Source organism: Nostoc sp. UIC 10607 (genome assembly GCF_047228265.1).
In the GTDB taxonomy this organism is placed as follows: Bacteria; Cyanobacteriota; Cyanobacteriia; order Cyanobacteriales; family Nostocaceae; genus Nostoc; species Nostoc foliaceum_A.
Genome location: NZ_JBIQNW010000013.1, coordinates 70684 through 92302, shown reverse-complemented (window position 1 = coordinate 92302; position 21619 = coordinate 70684). Strand labels below are relative to the sequence as shown.

The 21619-nt window shown below is 41.4% G+C and carries 14 protein-coding genes; 5 read left to right on the top strand and 9 right to left on the bottom strand.

Features of this window, described 5'->3' with window-relative positions:
* Positions 1 to 74: 74 nt before the first annotated feature.
* Entirely contained in the window at positions 75 to 776 is a 702-nt protein-coding gene (locus ACEYW6_RS14695; RefSeq protein ID WP_412980272.1) for a response regulator transcription factor, read from the bottom strand.
* 712 nt (positions 777 to 1488) lie between these two features.
* On the opposite strand from ACEYW6_RS14695, the gene ACEYW6_RS14690 reads away from it, so the two are divergent.
* Both ACEYW6_RS14690 and ACEYW6_RS14685 read left to right on the top strand, forming a co-directional pair.
* A complete protein-coding gene (locus ACEYW6_RS14690; RefSeq protein ID WP_412980271.1) occupies positions 1489 to 2889 on the top strand; it encodes an ATP-binding protein in 1401 nt (466 codons plus the stop codon).
* A 648-nt stretch (positions 2890 to 3537) separates the two neighbouring features.
* Entirely contained in the window at positions 3538 to 5349 is a 1812-nt protein-coding gene (locus ACEYW6_RS14685) for an ABC transporter ATP-binding protein (RefSeq protein WP_412980270.1), read from the top strand.
* Between the two features lie 737 nt (positions 5350 to 6086).
* Here the strand turns inward: ACEYW6_RS14685 and ACEYW6_RS14680 are convergent.
* Both ACEYW6_RS14680 and ACEYW6_RS14675 read right to left on the bottom strand, forming a co-directional pair.
* The gene (locus ACEYW6_RS14680) at positions 6087 to 7307 is read right to left on the bottom strand and encodes a HetZ-related protein (RefSeq protein ID WP_412980269.1); all 1221 of its coding nucleotides are present in this window, start codon (positions 7305 to 7307) and stop codon (positions 6087 to 6089) included.
* A 396-nt stretch (positions 7308 to 7703) separates the two neighbouring features.
* Positions 7704 to 8363 (bottom strand): L-threonylcarbamoyladenylate synthase, encoded by a 660-nt coding sequence (locus ACEYW6_RS14675; RefSeq protein ID WP_190893451.1) that lies wholly within the window; start codon positions 8361 to 8363, stop codon positions 7704 to 7706.
* A 69-nt stretch (positions 8364 to 8432) separates the two neighbouring features.
* Here ACEYW6_RS14675 and larC point away from each other — a divergent pair, with 69 nt between their 5' ends.
* Complete coding sequence (larC, locus tag ACEYW6_RS14670; RefSeq protein ID WP_412980268.1) at positions 8433 to 9713, top strand: nickel pincer cofactor biosynthesis protein LarC; 1281 nt, start codon at positions 8433 to 8435, stop codon at positions 9711 to 9713.
* A gap of 50 nt (positions 9714 to 9763) precedes the next feature.
* Here the strand turns inward: larC and ACEYW6_RS14665 are convergent, their stop codons facing one another.
* The 4 genes from ACEYW6_RS14665 to ACEYW6_RS14650 form a co-directional block, all read right to left on the bottom strand.
* Complete coding sequence (locus ACEYW6_RS14665; protein WP_412980267.1) at positions 9764 to 11392, bottom strand: NAD(P)H-hydrate dehydratase; 1629 nt, start codon at positions 11390 to 11392, stop codon at positions 9764 to 9766.
* Positions 11393 to 11634: 242 nt separating this feature from the next.
* Positions 11635 to 12978, bottom strand: a complete 1344-nt coding sequence (locus tag ACEYW6_RS14660) for a hypothetical protein (RefSeq protein ID WP_412980266.1) — start codon at positions 12976 to 12978, stop codon at positions 11635 to 11637.
* A gap of 865 nt (positions 12979 to 13843) precedes the next feature.
* Complete coding sequence (locus tag ACEYW6_RS14655) at positions 13844 to 14554, bottom strand: GDYXXLXY domain-containing protein (protein WP_190893445.1); 711 nt, start codon at positions 14552 to 14554, stop codon at positions 13844 to 13846.
* Positions 14555 to 14750: 196 nt separating this feature from the next.
* Positions 14751 to 16169 (bottom strand): DUF2157 domain-containing protein, encoded by a 1419-nt coding sequence (locus ACEYW6_RS14650; RefSeq protein WP_190893442.1) that lies wholly within the window; start codon positions 16167 to 16169, stop codon positions 14751 to 14753.
* 161 nt (positions 16170 to 16330) lie between these two features.
* On the opposite strand from ACEYW6_RS14650, the gene ACEYW6_RS14645 reads away from it, so the two are divergent.
* Together ACEYW6_RS14645 and ACEYW6_RS14640 are read left to right on the top strand one after the other, a co-directional pair.
* Positions 16331 to 17302: an RsmB/NOP family class I SAM-dependent RNA methyltransferase gene (locus ACEYW6_RS14645; protein ID WP_412980265.1), complete on the top strand. Its 972-nt coding sequence runs from the start codon at positions 16331 to 16333 to the stop codon at positions 17300 to 17302.
* Between the two features lie 402 nt (positions 17303 to 17704).
* Positions 17705 to 18142 carry an NUDIX hydrolase gene (locus tag ACEYW6_RS14640; RefSeq protein ID WP_190893437.1) on the top strand — a complete coding sequence of 146 codons (438 nt, stop codon included), beginning with the start codon at positions 17705 to 17707 and terminating at the stop codon, positions 18140 to 18142.
* 44 nt (positions 18143 to 18186) lie between these two features.
* Here ACEYW6_RS14640 and pip read toward each other — a convergent pair whose 3' ends face one another.
* Positions 18187 to 19134 carry a prolyl aminopeptidase gene (gene pip / locus ACEYW6_RS14635; protein WP_412980325.1) on the bottom strand — a complete coding sequence of 316 codons (948 nt, stop codon included), beginning with the start codon at positions 19132 to 19134 and terminating at the stop codon, positions 18187 to 18189.
* 574 nt (positions 19135 to 19708) lie between these two features.
* The gene (locus tag ACEYW6_RS14630) at positions 19709 to 21487 is read right to left on the bottom strand and encodes an iron uptake porin (protein WP_412980264.1); all 1779 of its coding nucleotides are present in this window, start codon (positions 21485 to 21487) and stop codon (positions 19709 to 19711) included.
* Positions 21488 to 21619: the final 132 nt, after the last annotated feature.

Here is a 21619-nt window from a genome sequence, read left to right as displayed (position 1 = left end):
AATTACATTAATTTTAGTTTAACAATCAGTTGTAAAGAGAAAGGGTAAATATCAGGTAGAAATCGGTTAGTTTTCTAAAGCTGCTTTAAGCGATAGCCCAATCCATGAACTGTTTCAATAAAGTCATCAGGCGCACCTGCGTCTTTAAGTTTATACCGTAAACTCTTAATGTGAGACTTAACAGTTTCTTCGCTAGGAGGGTCATCAAGTGACCAAATACGCTCAATAATTCCGGCTCGACTTAGCACCCGCCGACCGCTAGAAACCATTAATTCTAGAAGAGCAAATTCTTTGGGCGTTAGGTGTAAAGGCTGATCAGTATAGGTGACTTCATAAGTGCTGGAATTTAAACGCAAACCACCCCAACCAAGGTCTGGGAAAGATGCTGCGGCACTATTACGGCGTAACAATGCGCGAACACGAGCCATTAACTCTGGCATTTCAAAAGGTTTGACCATGTAATCATCTGCTCCAGCATCCAACCCAGTAATTTTGTCACCAAGGGTATCACGTGCTGTTAACATGAGGACGGGTATTGTGCTATTACGCGATGGGCTACGCCCCACCATAGGCGATCGCAAGCGTTGACAAAAACTCACACCATCCAACTTTGGTAAGGTAACATCTAGCACCACTAAATCATATTCCAACACTTTGATGCAATCCCACGCTTGCTCTCCATCCTGGGCTATATCCACCACATATTGACGGTCAGTCAGGGCTTCCATCAGCATCTCTGCTAACTGGACATCATCTTCAACTACCAAAATTCGCATTGTTTTAGAATATTTATCAATTTAAAAACTAGGATGAATCCCAATACCTAACCTTAATACTTCTAATTTGATTTAGGACGAGGAAATTTAGAAGCTGGCTTAAAGTTTTCTACTGGTACACCCTTAAGTGCCTTCTGCATAAAATCACGACAAATAGGAGCCACCATACCTCCGCCTGTTGCGCGGCTAGATAATTGTTGGTTGTTGTCCCTAGTCCTCCAGCTAGCATAGAACTTGATAGCATAGTAATTGATAAGAGCGTAGTGTCAGTTATTTGGCCGACTCCTTGTAAAAATCTAAAACTAGGTAAAATCTGAGTTTGTGATTGTTTTTTTCAAAAGTTTTAAACGAAGACACGGCAATTAGATTTCCTCACTTGTAAATTAAACTAAAATTCATTTTGTAAAGCTAGGCTATTAATTGTTATAGAGTTAAATTGGCAATATTAAGTAGATTTAACACTTTAAATAATTAAATTATGTTTTACTAAAAGTGTTAAAATTCAATCTAAAAAGTTAAACTATTTACTAAATTTTTATATTTTCTCGATTTTAAACCTTAGATGTCAAAAGATTGGGTAAAAATCGGTTATAAATCGGTTAGAATTAAAAGACCTTTTGACTAAGTTTCTATTGGAAAAATATTTACCTTGATGTAAAGTTCTGTATAAGATATCGGCTCTAAACCATTAATTAATTTAATTAATTTTTTTATGAAATGGTCACTGGAAAGGAAATGGATTGCCTCTGGCTTTGGCTTATCCTTATTATTAATGAGTATAGTTAGTCTAATTTCTTACCAAAACGCTACTCAGTTAATTGAAAGTAGTAATCAAGTCAAGGATACACATGAGGTAATGAAAAACGTTACCGATATCTTCGCTACACTAACTGATGCAGAAGCCGGACGCAGGGGCTATATTCTCTATGGAGAGCAATCAGAACTCAAACGTTACTATCAGGCAATACAAAGTCTAGATACCAAAGTCAAAAAGTTGCAGCAACAAATTGCTGATGACTCTTATCAACAGCAGCAACTAACGAAACTAAAATTCCTCATTGCTCAAAGAGTTGAATTATCTAAACAATCGATTAACCTCAAAGAAGAAGGTAAATCAACCTTTGCTATTCAAGCACCCCTGGTTAATAAAAGCAATCAAAACCGTAATCAAGTCCGCGAAACACTTACCCAAATGCAAGCTAGGGAAGAGCAGTTACTGCAAATATCAGTCAGACATTCCCAAGACAATATTCGCAACCGAATGTCGATTGAATTCCTCGGTACTTTGCTGAGTTTTGCAATTTTATTAGGCGTTTATTCTTTGCTTTATCAACAACTGCTTAAGCGTCAGCAAGCAGAAGCTAATCAACAAACATTAGCTCAAGAAAAAGAACTTAGTGAATTGAAATTGCGCTTTTTTTCAATGGTATCCCATGAATTTCGTACACCATTGAGTATTATTTTAGGATCGGCTCAACTATTGTCTCAAAGTAATCAGCAGTGGACAGAAGAGAAGAAACTTAAAAATCTGTATCGTATTCAATCTTCAGCTAGATCAATGAACCAGTTATTGACCGATATTTTAACTTTGACTAGAGCAGAAGCTGGTAAATTAGAATTTCATCCAGAACTGATGGATTTGGAAGCATTTTGCATTAATTTGATAGAAGACCTCCAATTTTGCAATCAACAACAGCATACTATTAAATTTCTCACTCAAGGTAACTGTACTCATGCCAAGTTAGATGAAAATTTGCTGTATTCAATTCTGAGCAATTTACTCTCAAATGCCATGAAATACTCACCTCCAAAGGGAAGCATTTTTCTAGTTCTTAGTTGTGAACTAGATGCAATATTTTTCCAAGTTCAAGATAATGGAATAGGAATTCCTTCCGAATTTCAGCAGCATTTATTTGAGCCTTTTCATCGTGCCAAGAATGTAGGCAAGATTGTTGGCACTGGACTAGGACTGGCTGTGGTGAAAAAGTGCTTAGAAATACATCATGGAGAAATTTATGTAGATAGTAAGGTAGAAGGCGGAACAAGTTTTACGGTAAAATTTCCCCAACAGGGAACAGTAATAGTCAAGAGTAAATTAAGCAGTCATCATTAATATATAGGAATCTGCTTTGATTTCTGAAATGATTTGCGGTAGGCAGGCAATAACCCTCTGCTTTTATCAAGATAGTTTTTTGAGAAACGCGATCGCAGCAAGTGAGATTTGGATAATTGGACGAGTGCGTTAAGCGGGGTTAAGGCTAAAACTCCTTATCAAAGTCCATTTTTTTAACGTAGACAATCGAATCGATTTTCGTGTCGGGTGGTCAGCCAATGCAGTAAAGTACGTTGAGCGCACCCTTGAGTTTAGATCAGACTCAGTGCCAATTCAATCGTATCCAACAGTTAGTCAGCGAAGAAGCCTTAACCAGACAAGTCAAAGGCAGAAAAGTCAAAGGGAATAGGAGTTGCGATAATCTTAACTTTTTTGAGAACTAGTATTATTGGTGAGGCATTAGCTGCTACTCTGATAGAGAATTATTTATTGATTCAGAGATAGTACATCATACTCAACAAACTTTTTTGCAGCAAGGCTGTAGTTATGCAACCATTCCTGTATTTTTAGCATTTTCAGTGGCATTAAATTACTGAGGTGTTCGTTTTTAGCCAAGGCAAAAAGAAGCCCTAAGTCTGACTTGTAGGGCAGTGTGTGATGAATTTTGGGAAATGACGCATTGACCCATAACTACAAACAAAAAAAGTCGTGAAAATCAAATCTAAATCTCCTCAAATATCTCAGAAGCCTAGAAATTCAGCCCATCCTTTACAACGTTTACTCAACTATGGAAGACGGCATCGCCAACAAATTTGGCAAGCAACATTATTTTCAATAATCAATACAATATTAGATTTGGCACCACCTTGGCTGATTGGTACTGCGGTAGATATTCTCGTCAAGCAGCAAGATTCCATAATTGGAAAGTTGGGAATTCAAGATATATTTTCGCAATTTTTGTTACTTTCATTTATCACTGTAATTATTTGGATATTTGAATCAGTTTCTCAGTATGCTTATGATAGACTGTGGCGTAATTTAGCCCAAAATATTCAGCATGATTTACGTTTGGATACTTACAATCATGTACAAGAATTAGATTCAGCTTATTTTGAAGAAAGTAGCACTGGGGGCTTGATGTCAATTCTGAATGATGACATCAATCAGTTAGAAGATTTTTTAAATTTTGGAGCTAACGACATCATCCAGATTAGTACTTCAATCATCATTTTAACTGGTGGTGCTTTCTGGATTTTACCACCCTCCATTACCTTAGTAGTAATGCTGCCAATGCCATTTATTGTTTGGGGTTCTTTTATTTATCAAAAGCGTCTAGAAAGTCGTTATGCTGATGTGCGGGAAAAGGTAGGTTTTCTGAACTCACGATTAGCAAATAATCTTAGTGGAATTAACACAATTAAGAGTTTCACAGCTGAAGAATATGAAAGTGCTAGATTGGCAGACGAAAGCGAAGCGTATAGAAAAAGTAATGCTAAGGCAATTAAACTTTCAGCTGCATTTATTCCTTTAATCAGAATGCTAGTTTTAATAGGATTCACAGCTTTACTATTTTGGGGAGGTATGGCAACATCTGCTGGTACGATATCTATTGGTAATTACAGTGTTTTACTGGTTTTAGTACAGAGGTTATTGTGGCCCTTAGTATCATTAGGGGAAATATTTGATAAATATCAAAGGTCAATGGCTTCTGCCAATCGTGTCCTGAATTTGTTGGATGCTCCCATTAATATTATTAGGGGAGATATATCTTTAAATACTGCTCAGGTACGTGGTGAAATTGACTTCAAGCAAGTCACTTTTGCTTATCAAGATAGAGAACCAGTAATTAAGAAGCTATCCTTACATATTCCCCAAAGTCAAACTATTGCTATTGTTGGTTCTACAGGTTCTGGTAAAAGCACTTTAGTTAAGTTACTATTGCGATTTTATGACATTTCTTCTGGAAAGATTACTATTGATGGTATTGATATCCAAAAATTAAATTTACGTGATTTGCGTCGCAGTATTGGCTTGGTAAGTCAGGATGTATTCTTATTTCATGGTACTGTTGCTGAAAATATCGCCTACGGTACTTTTGATGCCAATGATGAACAAATAATTGAAGCTGCCAAAATCGCCGAAGCGCATGATTTTATTATGCGGCTTCCTCAAAGTTATGAGACGATAGTCGGAGAACGTGGTCAAAAATTATCTGGTGGACAACGGCAACGAATTGCGATCGCTAGGGCTGTTTTAAAAAATCCACCTATATTAGTTTTAGATGAAGCTACATCAGCGGTAGATAATGAAACCGAAGCGGCAATTCAGCGTTCTTTAGAACGGATTACCGTTAATCGAACTACGATAGCTATAGCCCATCGTCTTTCGACTATCCGCAATGCCGATTGTATTTATGTAATGGAATATGGCGAGTTGGTTGAGTCGGGAACTCATGAAGAATTGTTGGATAAAAACAGGATTTATGCTAATTTGTGGCGGGTGCAATCGGGGGTGAAATGATTAAGTTGAAGAAAGAAATATGCGTCTAGGCTCAATTTTCTAAAAACTTTTTCAACAATACCCCACTTTGCTATTTGAACTCTGGACAAATACCTCAACAAATGAAACTACTTCCCGAAAAAGGCAAGAGGCAGAAGGAACGATTTGATGCGGTAGCTGTCAAAGAACCCAAATTTGAAATTGATGGGGTATTTTACCACCAGAAACAGTTTAGTAAATCTTAAAGCTTACGGGCAGGATATCTGCACAGCTATTTTCAGAAATCTATATTCGCTGGTTAATACCAGATTTTAATATAACTTATAACGATTTACTGAACTTTCGTATTGTTACTTTTTTAATATTATTGGCTTCTTTTGCTTGATGCAGTATTAAATTATTTCAAGCTATAGACAAAGGTAAACTCATAGGAGTAATTACACTAATCATAAATATAATCTCATTTTACCAATATTTTTTGGAGTTAATGGAATCCATTATGCTGTTGCTTTTGTAGACTTACTGATTTCTTTCATAATTGTTTTTTTACATGAGTAGAATTTAGAAAAACTTTCTTTAAAACACAGTTAAATTTTAATGATAAACATGGGTGAATTTATATCAAAATTCATCATTAAAAAGTGTTTGATTTCCCTGCTTTTAAAAGCAGTGCTGTTTCAAGTGGGGTTTAAATGCACTTTTTGTTACATCCCATATTCTGCGCCTTCAACTGGCATATAAATTTTAGTTATTTGGCCTTAGCCTGTCTGTGCCTCAGTATGGCCATTACGGATAGCCCATGCTAGTTCTAACAGTTGAGTCCAACGTTTTTGTAGCTGTTTGGGAGTGCATTTGATGGCTTTAGCGATCGCTTGGTCGTTTTGTCGGGCAGTTTTTAGCTGTAATATTTGCTGTTGCTGTTCTGTGAGTTGATTCACAAAGATTTCCCACTGCTGAGAAGATAAACCCAATTTTTGCTCTAAACCCGCACCTAACCATTGATGTACCAATTGCCAATGGTGTTGCTTGGCAAACTTTTCTACATGGTATTTAAAGCGCTGTTGGAGATAATCGCGCTGACGGCTGGTTAAACCGAGAATTTGGTCAATTTCTGGGGCTGAGAGGTCTTGGAGTTTCAGGCTGAGGTAGTTCATACAGTCAGATTGACCTTGAGACTCCAGGTATTTCATCAATTCAGTGATGACGCGATCGCGTTCTGACTCTTCAGATGGATCGAAATTAGTTTGGGCTACCATTTGCGATCGCAGCTGTTGCACCGCCGAGTTACGCTGGTAAGATTCTGCCTCTTCACCCTTAGCAGACTCTACCGCCATTTCGATATCCACGGTAGTTTCTTGGGGCTGACGACGAGCAAAACCTTGGGCCCGTAAGATAATCAATTGCTGATTTGCACCACCAGGTAAATTGATCCGGCGTTTAGCATACTGTTCTGTAAATGCCATATATTCAGCTAATTGCAGCTGAGTACGCGGCGTGTGATCATTAGGTAGTTCGTTTTCTCTGCGGAAAGCTTTAATAGCTTCGATATAAAACGCTTGTAGAAAATCTTCAATTAGGCTGTAACGAGCCTCAAAACCCAACTCAGAGCCAGATATAGTTACATGGCGGTAAACCATAGCACCCAAATTGCTATGTAATTCCACGCGTCCTTGTTTGGAACCTAGTTGGTAGTAACGTAAGCACTTTTGCATCCGATGCCTTCCCAACGTAATCTGCCAGGACTTGATTTCCCCAGATGTTTGGATACGGGAGCTTTTATCGCAAATGCGTTCTACTTCTATGGTTATGCGCTTTGCTAAAGCTTCTACGCACCTCGGTGCTGCTTTTACTTGCGCTTGCATTTCGTGACAGAGCAATTCAATTAAGGTTTCACTGCTGCTGTCTGAAAATTCTTCAGTCGAAAGGTGGTTATTAAAAATGGGTGTAGAGTTTGGTAGATTGACGACGTTAGCTTTCATGAATTTTCCAGGGAGTAGTATTGCACCGTAATTACAACGCAGACACAGCAATCAAGGCTAGCCAAGGCTTGTGAATTTTTGGGTATTCATCCATTAAGACTTGCCGTATATAATGCTCACATCTAAAGCTCATATATAAAACTGTAGGAAATACGAAAGAGTTACGGTTATGGCAATGTGTCGGTTTTTTCACAAGCCACCAAATTGACATGGGTACTCATGTCCCCACCATTGTCTCAAAGTTGTCAAATCTCTTGCTATACCGACTTTTACCCCATCCTGTTATTGCATCTGTGCCCGTCGTAGACATGGCCTTTAAATATGACAATTTAAAAACTGGAGTCGCTTTTATCACAATTTCCGAAACGGAGAGGTGCGCCTGTGAACGTTTAATTCTTATACCCATGCTGCTGCTGCTTCCCAACCTAAACCCCTCCGTATAATCATTGCTTCGTCTCCGGTCATATCCAAGATGGTAGACACTTCATATGTAGGTTCCTCGCCAGTATCTACAATGATGTCGACCAACTTGTCCAAACGGTCAAATAGCTCTACCCGCGACTGAACAGTTGCTGGATCTATCCGAATCATGCCATCATCTGCTTCATCTGGTGGCAAATGTGCTGAAGTTGAAATAATCGGATTGCCCAACGCTGCCAGCAACTCCAAACACACAGTATGGTTTGGAACTCTAATTCCAGTAGTTTTCCGCTTGGGGCTTTGCACCAATCGCGGTACTAATTTAGTTGCTGGGAGCAAAAACGTGTATGGCCCGGGAATCAAGCGTTTCATAATTCGATAGGCTGTGTCACTTACGAAGGCATAAGTTGCCACATTTGAAAGCGAGGGACATAAAAATGTCAGTGGTTTATCATTTGCTAGCTGTTTAATTTGCCGCACTCGTTCTACCGCCGACTTAGCATTCAAATCACAACCGATCGCATAAACTGTATCAGTAGGGTAAAGCATGACTGCGCCACTAGAAAGCGCCGACTTTATTTCCTCTATTCGGCGACTCTGAGGATTATCCGGATGAACTGGGAAAATTTTTGCCATAGGACGAGGAGTAGGGATTGGGGACTAGGAAGAAAGTTACTAACTCTTGACTAATGACTAAACTTTATTATGAATAAAATTGCTTATCTTCAATGTCCGACAGGAATTTCTGGTGATATGTGCCTGGGTGCTTTGGTAAGTTTGGGTGTTCCTGTGGAGTATTTAATTGAAAAACTCAATGGGTTGGGTATTGAACAGGAATATCAGTTAAGGGCAGAACTTGTCCAACGAAATGGTCAGCAGGCGACTAAAGTCCATGTGGATTTACTGCACGATCATCATCACCATCACGACCACGAACACAGTCACCAACACACACGCCACCTACCAGAAATAGAGCAGATGATTCTCAAAGCGGGATTGCCATCACGGGCAGAAGCTTGGAGTTTGGCAGTATTCCGGCAGCTAGCAGTAGCAGAAGGAGCGGTGCATGGCATTTCTCCTGAAAAAGTTCATTTTCATGAAGTGGGTGCTATAGATGCGATCGTAGATATTGTGGGTACTTGCCTGGGGTTGGATTGGTTGGGGATTGAGAGCAATGAGGAAGGATGGCCCCTACTTTACTGCTCGGCGTTCCCGACTGGTGGCGGCACTGTTCGGGCTGCACATGGGCAGATGGCGGTACCAGTACCAGCGGTATTAAAGCTGTGGGAAATGCGGGGTTGTCCAGTTTATAGCAATGGGATTGACAGAGAACTGGTCACACCAACAGGAGCTGCGATCGCTACTACTTTGGTAAGAGATTTTGGTTCACCACCCGCGATCGCTATCAAGCAGATAGGACTAGGAGCAGGAACCATAAATTTACCCATTCCCAATATTTTACGCCTCTGGTTCGGTGAAAGCGCAAGTTTACAGCCAAATTTCAGCGATTCTGAAGATAATAGCTCAAATTTAGAAACGATATCAGTCCTAGAAACCCAAATTGATGATTTAAATCCGCAAGCGATCGGCTATGTGTTTGAGGCGTTGTTTGCTGCTGGTGCGGTGGATGTATTTACCCAAGCGATCGGCATGAAAAAGTCTCGTCCAGGGATTTTGCTGACTGTGATTTGTCATCCAGAAAATTTACTCGCTTGTGAAGCTGTTGTATTCCGCGAAACCACTACTTTAGGGATTCGGCGAACAACTCAGCAACGCGCCATTTTACAACGGGAAATTCAAGAAGTGGAAATTGAATATGGCAAAGTGCGGGTCAAATTAGCATGGAAAGGACAATCACCAGAAAAAGTTATTGCAAATGTGCAGCCAGAATATGAAGATTGTGCAGAGTTAGCCCGAAAACATAATATTCCCTGGCGCGAAATTCAACGGCTGGCGCTACAGCGTTGGTATTTAGTCAATAGCTGAATCTCCTCGTCTCCTCGTTCCCAGTCTCCGACTGGGAACGAGGGAATTGACTAAGTTAGAGCTTTGATCAAATATTGTGTCAATGTAAAAGCATCTACACCCAATTCGGTACGCTCTTGGGCTGCTAAAATACCGGCTTGCGAATGCCACCAAGCGGCAGTTGCCACAATATCTTCTACTGGAATCTGTTTAGTTGCTGCTTGCGCCAACAATCCACCCAGTAGCCCAGTTAACACGTCGCCGCTACCGCCACGCGCCAAGGCGGGTGTACTTTCAGGAACAATCCAAACGGCACCTTGAGGGTTTGCGATCGCAGTTCTTGCCCCTTTCAACAACACTACAGCCCCACTTTGCGTCGCTGCTTCTTGTACTGCTTGCACCCTGTCATGTTTGGCATCGGGGACATCAGGAAACAATCGTTGGAATTCGCCAGTGTGGGGTGTGAGTACGGTTACTGCTGGACGTTTTTTTAACGTAGCGATCGCTCCCATTTGTGCCAAGATATTTAAACCATCGGCATCGAGAATTAAAGGGCGATCGCTTTTTATGACTTCTTGCACAATGGGAGTCGCATCTCGTGTTAAACCAGGGCCACAAGCGATCGCATTAAAGGAACTCAGATCGGTGTTTTCTGGTAATTGCAATTGGGCGATGGCTCCGCCAACACCTTCGGTGAACGCTCCAGTTTCCGTCTCTGGACAACCGACAATTAACGCTTCTGGCAAGTGTGACACCAAAAGAGATTTCAGCGATTCGGGTACAGCGATCGAAAGCATCCCCACACCACTAGCCCGCGCACCCAAACCAGTTAAAATTGCTCCACCTGCATAGCGCCGCGAACCACAAATCAGCAGTAAATGTCCTTCCTTATATTTGTGAGTGACTGGTGGACGGGGTAGGCGTAAAGTAGCAAGTGCTGTTGCTCGTGTAATACGTTTTATTCTGGGTGCATCTTTTAGAACAGCTTCTACATCAGCTAAAGGAATATCGAAATCGATTAACTCAGCTTTGCCGACATATTCCAGCGCCTGATCTTGGAAGAAAGCTAGTTTCCATAAACCCAAGCAAAAAGTGTGAGTGGCGCGAATGGCAGTTCCTAATACTTCGCCTGTGTCGGTGTGTAAACCTGAAGGTAAATCAATACTATAAATCGGCACAGACAATTCATTTAGCTGATTAATTGCAGAGGCGATGGGATCGGTGAGGTTTCTTTCTAAACCAAACCCAAACAAGCCATCAATCAACAAATCAGAATCTGGCAGTTGCTCAATTTTTTGATAAATTGGAATGCCCAAACTCTGAGCGTACTGCAAGTGCTGCGAAGTTAATTCCTTAAGCTTAGAGAAAGGAGAATAAATCCAAATCTCATACCCACGAAAGTGTAATTCACGCGCTACTACTAAAGCATCCCCGCCATTATGACCTGGGCCGACAAGAATTCCAACACGAGATCCTCTCGCTTGTGGCGACTCCCTTAAAAAGGGGGTGTTTAAAGGAATAGAGTAAGCCTTTTTTACAGGGGTTGGGGGAATCTCTTGAATACGACGGGCAATTAATCCCGCCACTTTTTCCATCAAAGCTACTACAGGCATTCCCGCTGCAAAGATCCGCTTTTCAATATCGCGCATCTGCCCAGCAGTCACTACTACTTGCGAAATTTTTTCTTGCCTGTTCTGCATCAGTCGTGAGTCCTGTTAGCGGATAGCTATGGTTTAGCTCGTGTTGAGTTATTAAGTTTTAGGGTAACTGAAACTTTATAATTTTTGGTAAAAATCAATCCTAGATGCAATCTTCATCACCCGCCTTATATCTCACCACTGATTCTAATTACAGAATTCAGTGGGAGACTTACGGCGTAAAAATTAAAGGTTTTTTGTTGTAGATGCCTCTCCCTGATCCGATCAGGAATCCCAAGCACACTTTACTGGGGAGCAGCGCCAAAAAAGACGATTTCCTCAACATTCAATACATTAAGGGTGAACTCATCACGTTTAATAGTGTAATTGTTGGAGCTGCCTAAAATGGTGTAATCACTTTTGGAATCAGACAGAATTAGCTTGTCCCATCCCCAGCCACCATTGATTGTGGCATTACCGTAACCAACATCAAATATGTCGGCTCCACATCCACCCTTAATCAAGACATCGGCGATCGCGCCCCCTTGGTCTGAAATAGGATTACCGCTATCATCAATTCGACGGGCTTTGAAATAATCGTTACCGTTTCCGCCATCAATGGTGCCACCTTGGATGCCAATGTTGGCACCATACCCAGTAAGGGTATCATCTCCTCCTCCTCCACAGATAATGCCATTAGTATTAACAATACCTATGCCTTGACTAATGCCAGTACCGATGATGGTATCCTTGCCATCGCCTAAACTGATGATGCCACTGTTAACAATGCCTATACCTACACCGGGTTCATAATCCCCCCAGGGGGTATTGTAGCTCCCTTTACCGCCGGTGCCTGTGCCAGAGATGAAGTCGTTTCCCTGCCCTCCACTGATCAGGCTACCCTCACTGTTGGAGATGCCTATACCGTTACCCGAAGGACTATCGAAAGAGGGGGCTGGTGAAGCATTACCGCCCTTGCCGATACCAGTAATAGAATCGTTTCCTTTGCCTCCACTAATAACGCTACCACTACTGTTGAAGATGCCTGTACCATCTTCTCCCCTAGTACTAGTTCCACTTCCAGAGATGGAATCGTTCCCTTCTCCTCCATTAATATTGCTGTCCTCAGTGTTAGTGATTCCTACAGCATCCTCTCCAATTCCAGTTCCAGAAATAGAGTCGTCCCCTTTTCCTCCATCAATGCGGCTATCCTGAGTGTTTTGGATGCCTGTAGCAAAGTCTATCTCTATCCCAAAATCGTCATTGTAGCTTCGGTTTCCGGTTCCGAATATCGAATCTTTTCCATCTCCTCCATTAATGTAGCCGCCCTGAGCGTTGGAGATACCTATACCAGGTACAGAGGTTCGATACTGATAACCGCCGGTGCCTGTGCCAGAGATAGTATCGTCTCCCCTACCTGCATTAATGATGCCACTATTAGCAATGCCTGTACCTGTGCCAGCAATGCCATAGTCGTCGCCGCCGGTGCCACTACCCTCGATAGTGTCGTTACCTGATCGAGTATCAATGACTCCGTTTTTTAGAACCTCAATTCCAATTGCTGGGAATGCATTATCCTCTTGGCCGACTACTAGATCAGAACCAGAGGTGCCTATGATCGGGGGAAAAGAAACAATTAGTCTGGGCATAATATTAACTCTCCTCAATTGAGTGTGATAGAGCTTTAACCCCTGAAAGTCTTGCTCTTTCAATAAGTGTGAATTCTGATCTCAGAAGTTCACAGAGTCAGAACTAGAAAGTTCCAGACTTGACAAGTATTGATTAACGAATTATTTGTCATGATCCCAACAACCTTTAAGAGTGTTAATGACAAAAAATAATCTGTATTCGATTCTTGAAAAGAAGAAACAGTTAACAACCTGATACATACTTACGTAGCGAAAATTTACTTAGATGTCTATAATGAAATCAATATCTTTGCAAAATCTTCATATTTTTTGTTGAAAAATGTATAAGAGAATACTGTTTTTTTATGTATTCTTTATATTTTGATCTCACCGTTGGCTTAATAACCGAAGTTGCGGGTTATAAAATTCTGGATGCTTTGTAACCCTCGGTTCAGACGATTGTACATGACAAGTTGACGGTTGTTTACAGCAGATTGCGACTTAGTGAGGTACAGATAATCGTAGGGGCACAACATGTTGTGCCCCTACCCATGTACTTCATTTACCTGAAATACTTAGAGTCAACTCAATACTAAGAGTGTTAACTCGTCTTCCAGTATTAATTAAATAAATATTTCTGGAGAGTTAAAGCCCTGCAAAAGACAGTCTACAATTTGGATTTGTCCACTTAGACTGCACCCTCGATACATTAGTGTAATTATCTTAATCTCTGACAAATGGTACTAAATAAGGGCATCAAGATTCATTTTTCTGTTTGTCATTTGTAAATAAAAATGACAAACAAAAAATTCTGAGCGCCGGAAGTTGGCACTCAGACGGAGACAAACCTTGCGTGTAAATATGCAATGTTTATTTGCCTAACAGCTTAAAAGCGATAGTTGCGATCGCGCACCCACATACTAACTGGGACTGCCTTACCCTGTGGATCTACTTTCGCCTTCACCACAATGGGGGGTACTTGTCCTCTGCGGGCGCGTTGGGCTTGCAAATCATTCCTAATCTGCTGCCGTTGGTTTTCTGGGATGTAATAGGTTTCTAAGCCGTAGTTAACAGAACCATCCTGATAAACACCTTTTAAGGCTACCTGATTGGCTCTAAGAGTTGTGGGGCGATCGCTAGTCACTCGTAACGGTCTCCAAGCTCTAGGAACACCTCGGCCAGAGGATATCTGCTCTTGCAAAGTCACGTAAATGTTGGTTCCTTCAGGTAATCGTCTGCCGCTTCCACGACCTCTGCTAACTAATGTTTGCCAACCCGGCAGTCTGCTCAAGTTTGCGGTACGGGATATGTTGTAATCTAACGCTAAGGTGTTACCTTCTAGCACATTGTTAGGGTCTACAGGTACGGTTTGCAAAATCACCGTCTTACCTGTCACATCTGTATAAAGCGCTTGGGCTGGTACTGCCATAATTAGCCCTGTTTGCAGCGCCAGGGGAGCTAGTAACCGCCAAAAAGGTAAGGGCTTATTCGATTTTTGTTCAGTAGCAATCAAGTAATCCCGAAAAGTCACCTTACTGGAGAATTCGGCTTCGGGAGACAAGGGTTTATTTTTAGATTCAGAAGAACTATTAGTCATGAGCGTAGTCCTAAAAAGCAGAGGTATTGAGGAGGTAAAAAGTAACGAGATTAGGACTAACGCAGAGAAACTTTAAAAACTTTGACGCACAGAGATTTTTAGTTAGGAGTTAAGAGTTAGGAGTTAGGAATCATTCAATTTTAGATTTAGTGAACTTTTCCTGAATTCTGACTCCTGAATTCTTTCGTCTTTTGCACTACTTCTTACTTGTAGAGCTACCACCAGGTAGGCGGCGTTCAAACCAGAGTCCAGCACTAATTAAAGCAGAACCGCACAAAACAAAGACTAGGGACTTGAAAAGTAAATCGGTATCGTACTCTTGCACCCGACTGATAATTTGCAGTGTTACTAACAACATACCGCCCCAAAAGGAACTTCTGTTGCTTAATTTCAATCCTTCTTGAATTAGTCCCCAGGCTAATGTTGCTAGAAGTACATTGAAAATAAAAACACCAAGTTCATCAATCCGGCTGATAGTTTGATGCCAAAAAGGTACTATGGCAATAAACGCAAGAAAGGTACCAATAACAGCTGTCGTGAAAATCACTTCGCGGCGCGGTGGGTTATTTCTTTGACGCAGTAGAAACAACCATTGCAATACCGCCAAGCCACTGAGAATCCCCAAATCGATGATCGGCAGAGACTCAAATAAGTTTGTCAAAGTCGTTGGCTGATTATAACCATAATCAGGAGATTCCCAGACCCAACGAAAAGACAGAACGTAAAAGACAATCCCGAAGCTTACCAACGCTAAATTACGGGCCAGAGATTGAAACAACCTGTAATTTATGGTTGGAAACAGCAGATCATCATAACTCCAGAATAATGCAGGTGGGAGTGCAAAAGCAAAAGATGCCACCCAAGGGGCTATATCAGCATAATTGAGCAGTGGCAGAGGATTGAGGTTGGCTTGTAAGGAACTAGCAAAAACAAAGGCTGCTAGACCAAAAATCCAACGTGAGCGACAGAAGTAGGCTAAGGGTACAAACACCAGCCATGCCAATAAAGGCATATGCTGCACCACTAGGCGCGACCAAGTTAACTCACCTGAAGAGTACCACAAGTCTTCTAGTCCAGTCCAATACCCGATTTCTACTAGAACAATTGACAGAATTCCTAAAGAATTTAAAGACAAACCGAAGGCCATCACCACAACACCCAGCCCCCAGGCGAGAAAAAGTTGGGAAGCTGAACCGGCAATATTAAACATCTGGGCCATGAGCAGTAAATTTGCACCGAAAATGAAGGCGCTTAAAATTAGCAACCCCTCTCCCAGTAGACGTTTGCTTCGTTCTGGCTTCTTTCCTTCAGGTGGTCTCCAGGTGTAAAAACCAGTAATAGCGATCGTAAAAAACAAACTCATCAGCAGAATAAACTTGACTTCTCGCGATCCTGCTTGCCAGTTTGCTGCTACAAAGGTAATTATGCCTAAGCACAAAAGGATGCTACCCACAGCAATTGCGATCGCTTTATTGCGATCGCGTGCAGCAGCTTCCAGGTTTTTAAATTGATAACGTTCTGCTATTTGCTCATACAGCGAAGAACTAATTAATCCTTCATCCCTCCATAGTTGTGCTTCTTTGCGTAATTTTTGCGGAAAATTATCTAAGAACATGACCTTCTCCGGTGCAGTGGGGTAGCTTGGCCATTGCGTTCTGAATGGCGGTCATTATATTTTGAGTATGAAGCCAAAAGCCTTAATTACATTGTTCTTGTGTAACAGTTTTATTTTGATTTTGATACAACCTAATTCGTAATTCGTAATTCGTAATCTAGATGGAAAAACCTTCTAATTTATTACTTAAAGTCTCACGGCGTTTGTTCACTAATCTAGATGAGCAAGAAAAATTTATCGAGGCTTTGATCAATCCTCAGCCTTTTTCACCTAGTATTCTTTGGTGTCAAGAAAAGCCCGATTTTTCGCCTTTGGCAGTGGAAACACCAACCGATTGGCAACCAAAATTTACTGACCGTTTGTGCTTGGGAGAAAAACCCGGTCAGCATTCCTTGCATCAACAAGGATATTTTTATTGTTTAGATTTTTCTTCGGTGTTTGCAGCTACTACTTTGTTAGCTATTCCTGTGCCAGTAAGTTTAATTTTTGATATGTGTGCTGCACCAGGAGGTAAAAGTATCTTTGCTTGGAAAGCTTTACAACCTGACTTACTCATCAGTAACGAAGTAATTGGCAAACGTCTGGGAATGCTAATTTCTAATTTGAAGCGTTGCCAGATCAGCCCTAGTGCAGTGGTTAATAGAGATTCGAGTATATTCGCTGAAATGTTTACCGGCTCTAGCAATTTAGTAATAGTAGATGCTCCTTGTACTGGACAATCTTTACTTGCTAAAGGTGAAAAAGCGCCTGGTTGTTTTCACCCGACTGCTATTAATAAAAGTGCAAATAGACAAAAACGTATTATAGCTAACTCCGCTAAACTGGTTTCACCACAAGGCTATCTTGCTTATATGACTTGCACATATTCACCCGAAGAAAATGAGCAAGTTTGTGAATGGTTTTTGGAACGTTTTCCCAACTTTCAGGCGATGGAAATTAGTAATTTAGCTAAATATCAGTCGCATTTAACTACGATGCCTTGTTATCGAATCTTTCCTCAGGATAGGTTAGGTGCTGGTGCATTTACAGTATTGTTTAAAAATACCAATGACGATGAAGATGAACCTCAAGAAGTAGATTTAAATACAATATCTTCGCTGTATATCTATCAAAATATGAAAAAGTCAAGTTAAATTGGTGGCAGATATTCTGGCATTAAGCCAGACAGAGTATCTGATGTTGTAAATAGTGCTGCATTTGTCAATCAGTCATCAGGAATACACATTTTACAGCAGTTGATTTTATATTTGTAAAGTTACAAACCTAGCCATTCTCATACCCTGGGGGTTTGCAGATGTTCTCGTAGAGTGAGCCTGACTCACTACTACGCATCTTATTGCAAGACACGGTGGGGTGCATAGATGTGCGGCCGTATTTAAACAATCAAAAATTTTCAATAATTAACTCTTACTTATGGGCAAAATTTTTTTAACCTTTTCATAACCTGAAGTTAACTAAAATTTATCCGGTATCAGCTCTCGACTTTTTGAAGTAAACATTGTACAAAAAAGCTAGGCCTACAGGATGCAAATTAGATGAGTCGAAAAGTAAGCAAAGTGTTTAAACAATCTGGTGTGATTCCTTATAGAGTGAACAATGGCAAAGTCGAAATCTTGCTAATCACAACCCGTAACTTTCAACACTGGGTAATTCCGAAAGGAGATATTCCTAATGGCATGAGTCCACCCGCTTCAGCAGCCAAAGAGGCGTGGGAAGAAGCAGGGGTGATTGGACAGGTAGACGGCAATAAACTGGGAACTTATAAGTACCGCAAACGAGGCAAAGTATACCGAGTAAAGATGTATTTGTTACCAGTAGAAATGCTAAGTGAAGATTATCCAGAAGCAAGCAAAAGAAAACGCCAGTGGGTAGAAGTGACTAAAGCTATCAGGCGAGTTAAGTTTAATTCACTCAAACGAATCCTTAAAGGTTTTTTCCAGGTTAAATCTCAATTTTGTGCATTTCGATGTTAGTCAGATATAGAAATACACATTCATCCTCTTAGCAGGCTAAGTATTTAACCGAATTTAATATTATCTGTTGCCTCAATCAAGGCACTGCGGATTCCTGGCTCACTCATCGAATGCCCGGCATCAGGAACCACAATAAATTCTGCTTCTGGCCAAGCCCGATGTATTTCCCAAGCTGATATCATCGGGCAAACTACATCGTAGCGTCCCTGAACAATTACAGCCGGAATGTGGCGGATGCGGTCTACATTTTGGAGTAATTGATCTTCTGTTTCAAGAAATCCCTTATTCATAAAGTAATGGCATTCAATGCGGGCGAAAGCTGAAGCAAATTCACTCTCGCCAAACTTTTGCATGAGTTCTGGGTCTAAGAAAAGTCTACTAGTACTAGCTTCCCAAATTGACCAAGCACGCGCTGCTGCTAATTGAATTTCTAAATCTGGACTGGTCAAGCGTTTGTAATATGCTGCGATCATATCATCACGTTCTGCGATCGCAATTGGTTTCAGATATTCTTCCCAAGCATCAGGAAAAATATAGCTAGCACCCTCTTGATAGAACCATCGCAACTCTTTTTGCCTCAGCATGAAGATTCCACGGAGAATTAGCCCCGTGCAGCGAGAGGGATGGGTTTGACTGTAGGCTAATGATAAAGTGCTACCCCAACTACCGCCGAAGACCGCCCACTTTTCTATACCTAAATGTTGGCGCAGTTTTTCGATATCACTGACTAAATCCCAAGTTGTGTTTTCTCGTAATTCTGCATGGGGCGTACTTTGACCACAACCGCGCTGGTCAAACATCACCAACCGCCATTTTTCTGGGTGAAAATATTGCCGATAAAAAGGTGGACATCCACCACCAGGGCCTCCATGCAGTAAAACTATGGGTTGACCTTGGGGGTTACCTGACTCTTCAAAATGAATGGTATGAAGGTTGGAAACCTTTAAACTACCTTCTAAGTAAGGCTCGATCGCTGGGTAAAGTTCTCGCATTTTGGATATTTTAGCAGCAATGTAGTCATAGCGATCGCCAGCCCTGAGTTGTGAGATCGTTGGCGCGATCATAATTTATCACAAATATATTGAATGGCTTTATGTAAATTCTTGGGGGTTGCTTGAATTCAATAAACGACTGCCCGAATTCAATAAACGACTGCCCGAATTCAATAAACGACTGCCCGAATTCAATAAACGACTGCCCGAATTCAATCAACGACTGCCCAAATTCAATCAACGACTGCCCAAATTCAATATAGGAACTTAGCAAACTTGCTTTTATAGTGCTTCTCGTTTAAATGCGATACACTCTGACCTCACTTCCATTCCTCTCTCCTTTGAGGCTACGGTGTACACACAAGCTTGAAATAGCTGAGTGAACAAGGTTTTACCCCACTCTAACCCTCCCCTTATAAAGCTACGGTGTACACACAGGTCGGAAATAGTAGTTTGTCAAGGAATAATTGACGAGTACATTCTTTGTAGAGACGGCGATTTATCGCGTCTCTAAAAATTGAAAAAGAATGCAGAATTCTGAATTCTGCATTCTTCACGCTTTTGCTGTAAACCTTTAGAAGGTGAAAGTTGTTCTCAACGTACCGATAATTGCATCGTCGTTAGCGCTGTTTTGACCAGGAGAGGTCAACCAGATCACACCAGGGGTGATTGAAATGTTATCTGACACGCGATACTTGTAAAAGCCTTCAAAGTGATAAGGTATATCATTACCAGCAAAACCTGCTCGGTTAAAGGCATAGGGTTCTGCACCAGCAAAAATACCTAAAACGTTACCCTGTTTACCGAAGTCAGGTAAGGCTATGCCAACTCCGTAGCTCCAAGCTTCATAATCATCACCAATACCAAAGCCTGTAACATCGTGATAAGAAATGAAGCCACTGATTGACAGTTTGTCACTGGGTCTAAAGGCTGCCGATATCCCATAGGAATTACTAGAAGATGCGTCTAGAGCACTTAGGGTATTAGATTGACCAGTACCTACGACGCGGTTAGTGCCAGCTAAACCACCACCTGCATCAAATAAATTCCCACCTCCAGCACCATGATACCCGTGAACGTAGGTAGCTGCGAAAGCCAAGCGATCGCCAACACTAAAGTTCAACTGTCCCAGGGCTGCATAGTTACCTTCAAGCAAACCTTGATTTACTCCAGGATTATTAGCATTTGATGCCAAATAACCGACAGTTAGTGAACTTGGTTTGAAAAAGCTGCCACCGCTACCAAAGGGTAAAGTTAGGGCTGCACCGGCACCACCACCAATGCGATAGATGGGACTTTCAGAAGCAAAGGTAGACAAAGCACCATTACCACCATCAAAGTCCTCAAAGTAAGGGTTGTTAGTGGCAGCATAATCGCTATGAATACCTCCGGTGGCCGCAAAGTAAGCTTGAGCTGGGCCTATAGGTACGTAATACGCCAGCCAGTCTATAATGACACCGTTGTTACCAGTGCTGCCGACTTGAAATGTTTGTGTACCTTCAGCAGTATTGATAGGAAGACCACCATTATCCACTTGACTGAAGGCTGCTGCATTACCTGCTGCAAGACGGGTGTGTAAAACGTCTTTACCCGTGAAGCTGGTTTGCAAGTCTAAACGTACCCTATCTTGGAAGACAGTATTGTTAGCATCGCCAGTATCACCGCCAAACACATCAGTAACGGCAAAAATAGCTTCACCCACCAATTTTGTGGTAGTGGAAAACTGATTTGCTTCAAGTTCAGCAGTCCGTGCTTCTACAGCATCTACTCGACCACGTAGAGTTGTTAGTTCTGCCGAGAATTCCTCTTGCAAACGTTGGAGGGTTGCTAAATCCTGTTTTGTCACTAAATCAGCGGTTGCTGTCGCAATCAGTTCATTAACCCGATCTAAACAAGCATTCAAACCTGCGGCAAACTCATAACGAGTCAATGCCCGGTTGCCACGGTAAGTGCTATTGGGGTATCCAGCAATACAGCCATAGCGTTCGACTAGGGATTGCAAAGCTTGAAATGCCCAGTCAGTCGGCTGTACATCAGAAAACTGAGAAACTGATGTGACTTGAGATAGTGAATTCTGATTCTTGCCTTCGCTGCTATAGCGGTTAACTTCTTCTAAAACTTTATTATCATCAGTTTTTGCCTGGGCAACCAATTGCTGATTCACTTTTGGTTGCTCTGTTTGGAGCAATATTGAAGCACTAGAAGCTATTGGCGTTTCTGCCTGAGCAACTTTTGCCTTTATATCTTCAGAAGAGCTAGGTACTTTAGTAGCCATAGCTCTAGCGGAAACCAACACCGTCACTCCCAAAACTACTGGGCTTAGTACCAGAGTTTTCCACAATAGATGAGACATTTTTTTATCTTCCTTTCCCAAAAAAGACCTGAAATCAATGGCTTCAAGAAAAAGAGAACAAGCAGTTATTGTGCTTGTTGGAAATCTTATCAGATTACAGTGACTTAATATATGGATATGGGCAGTGAATCT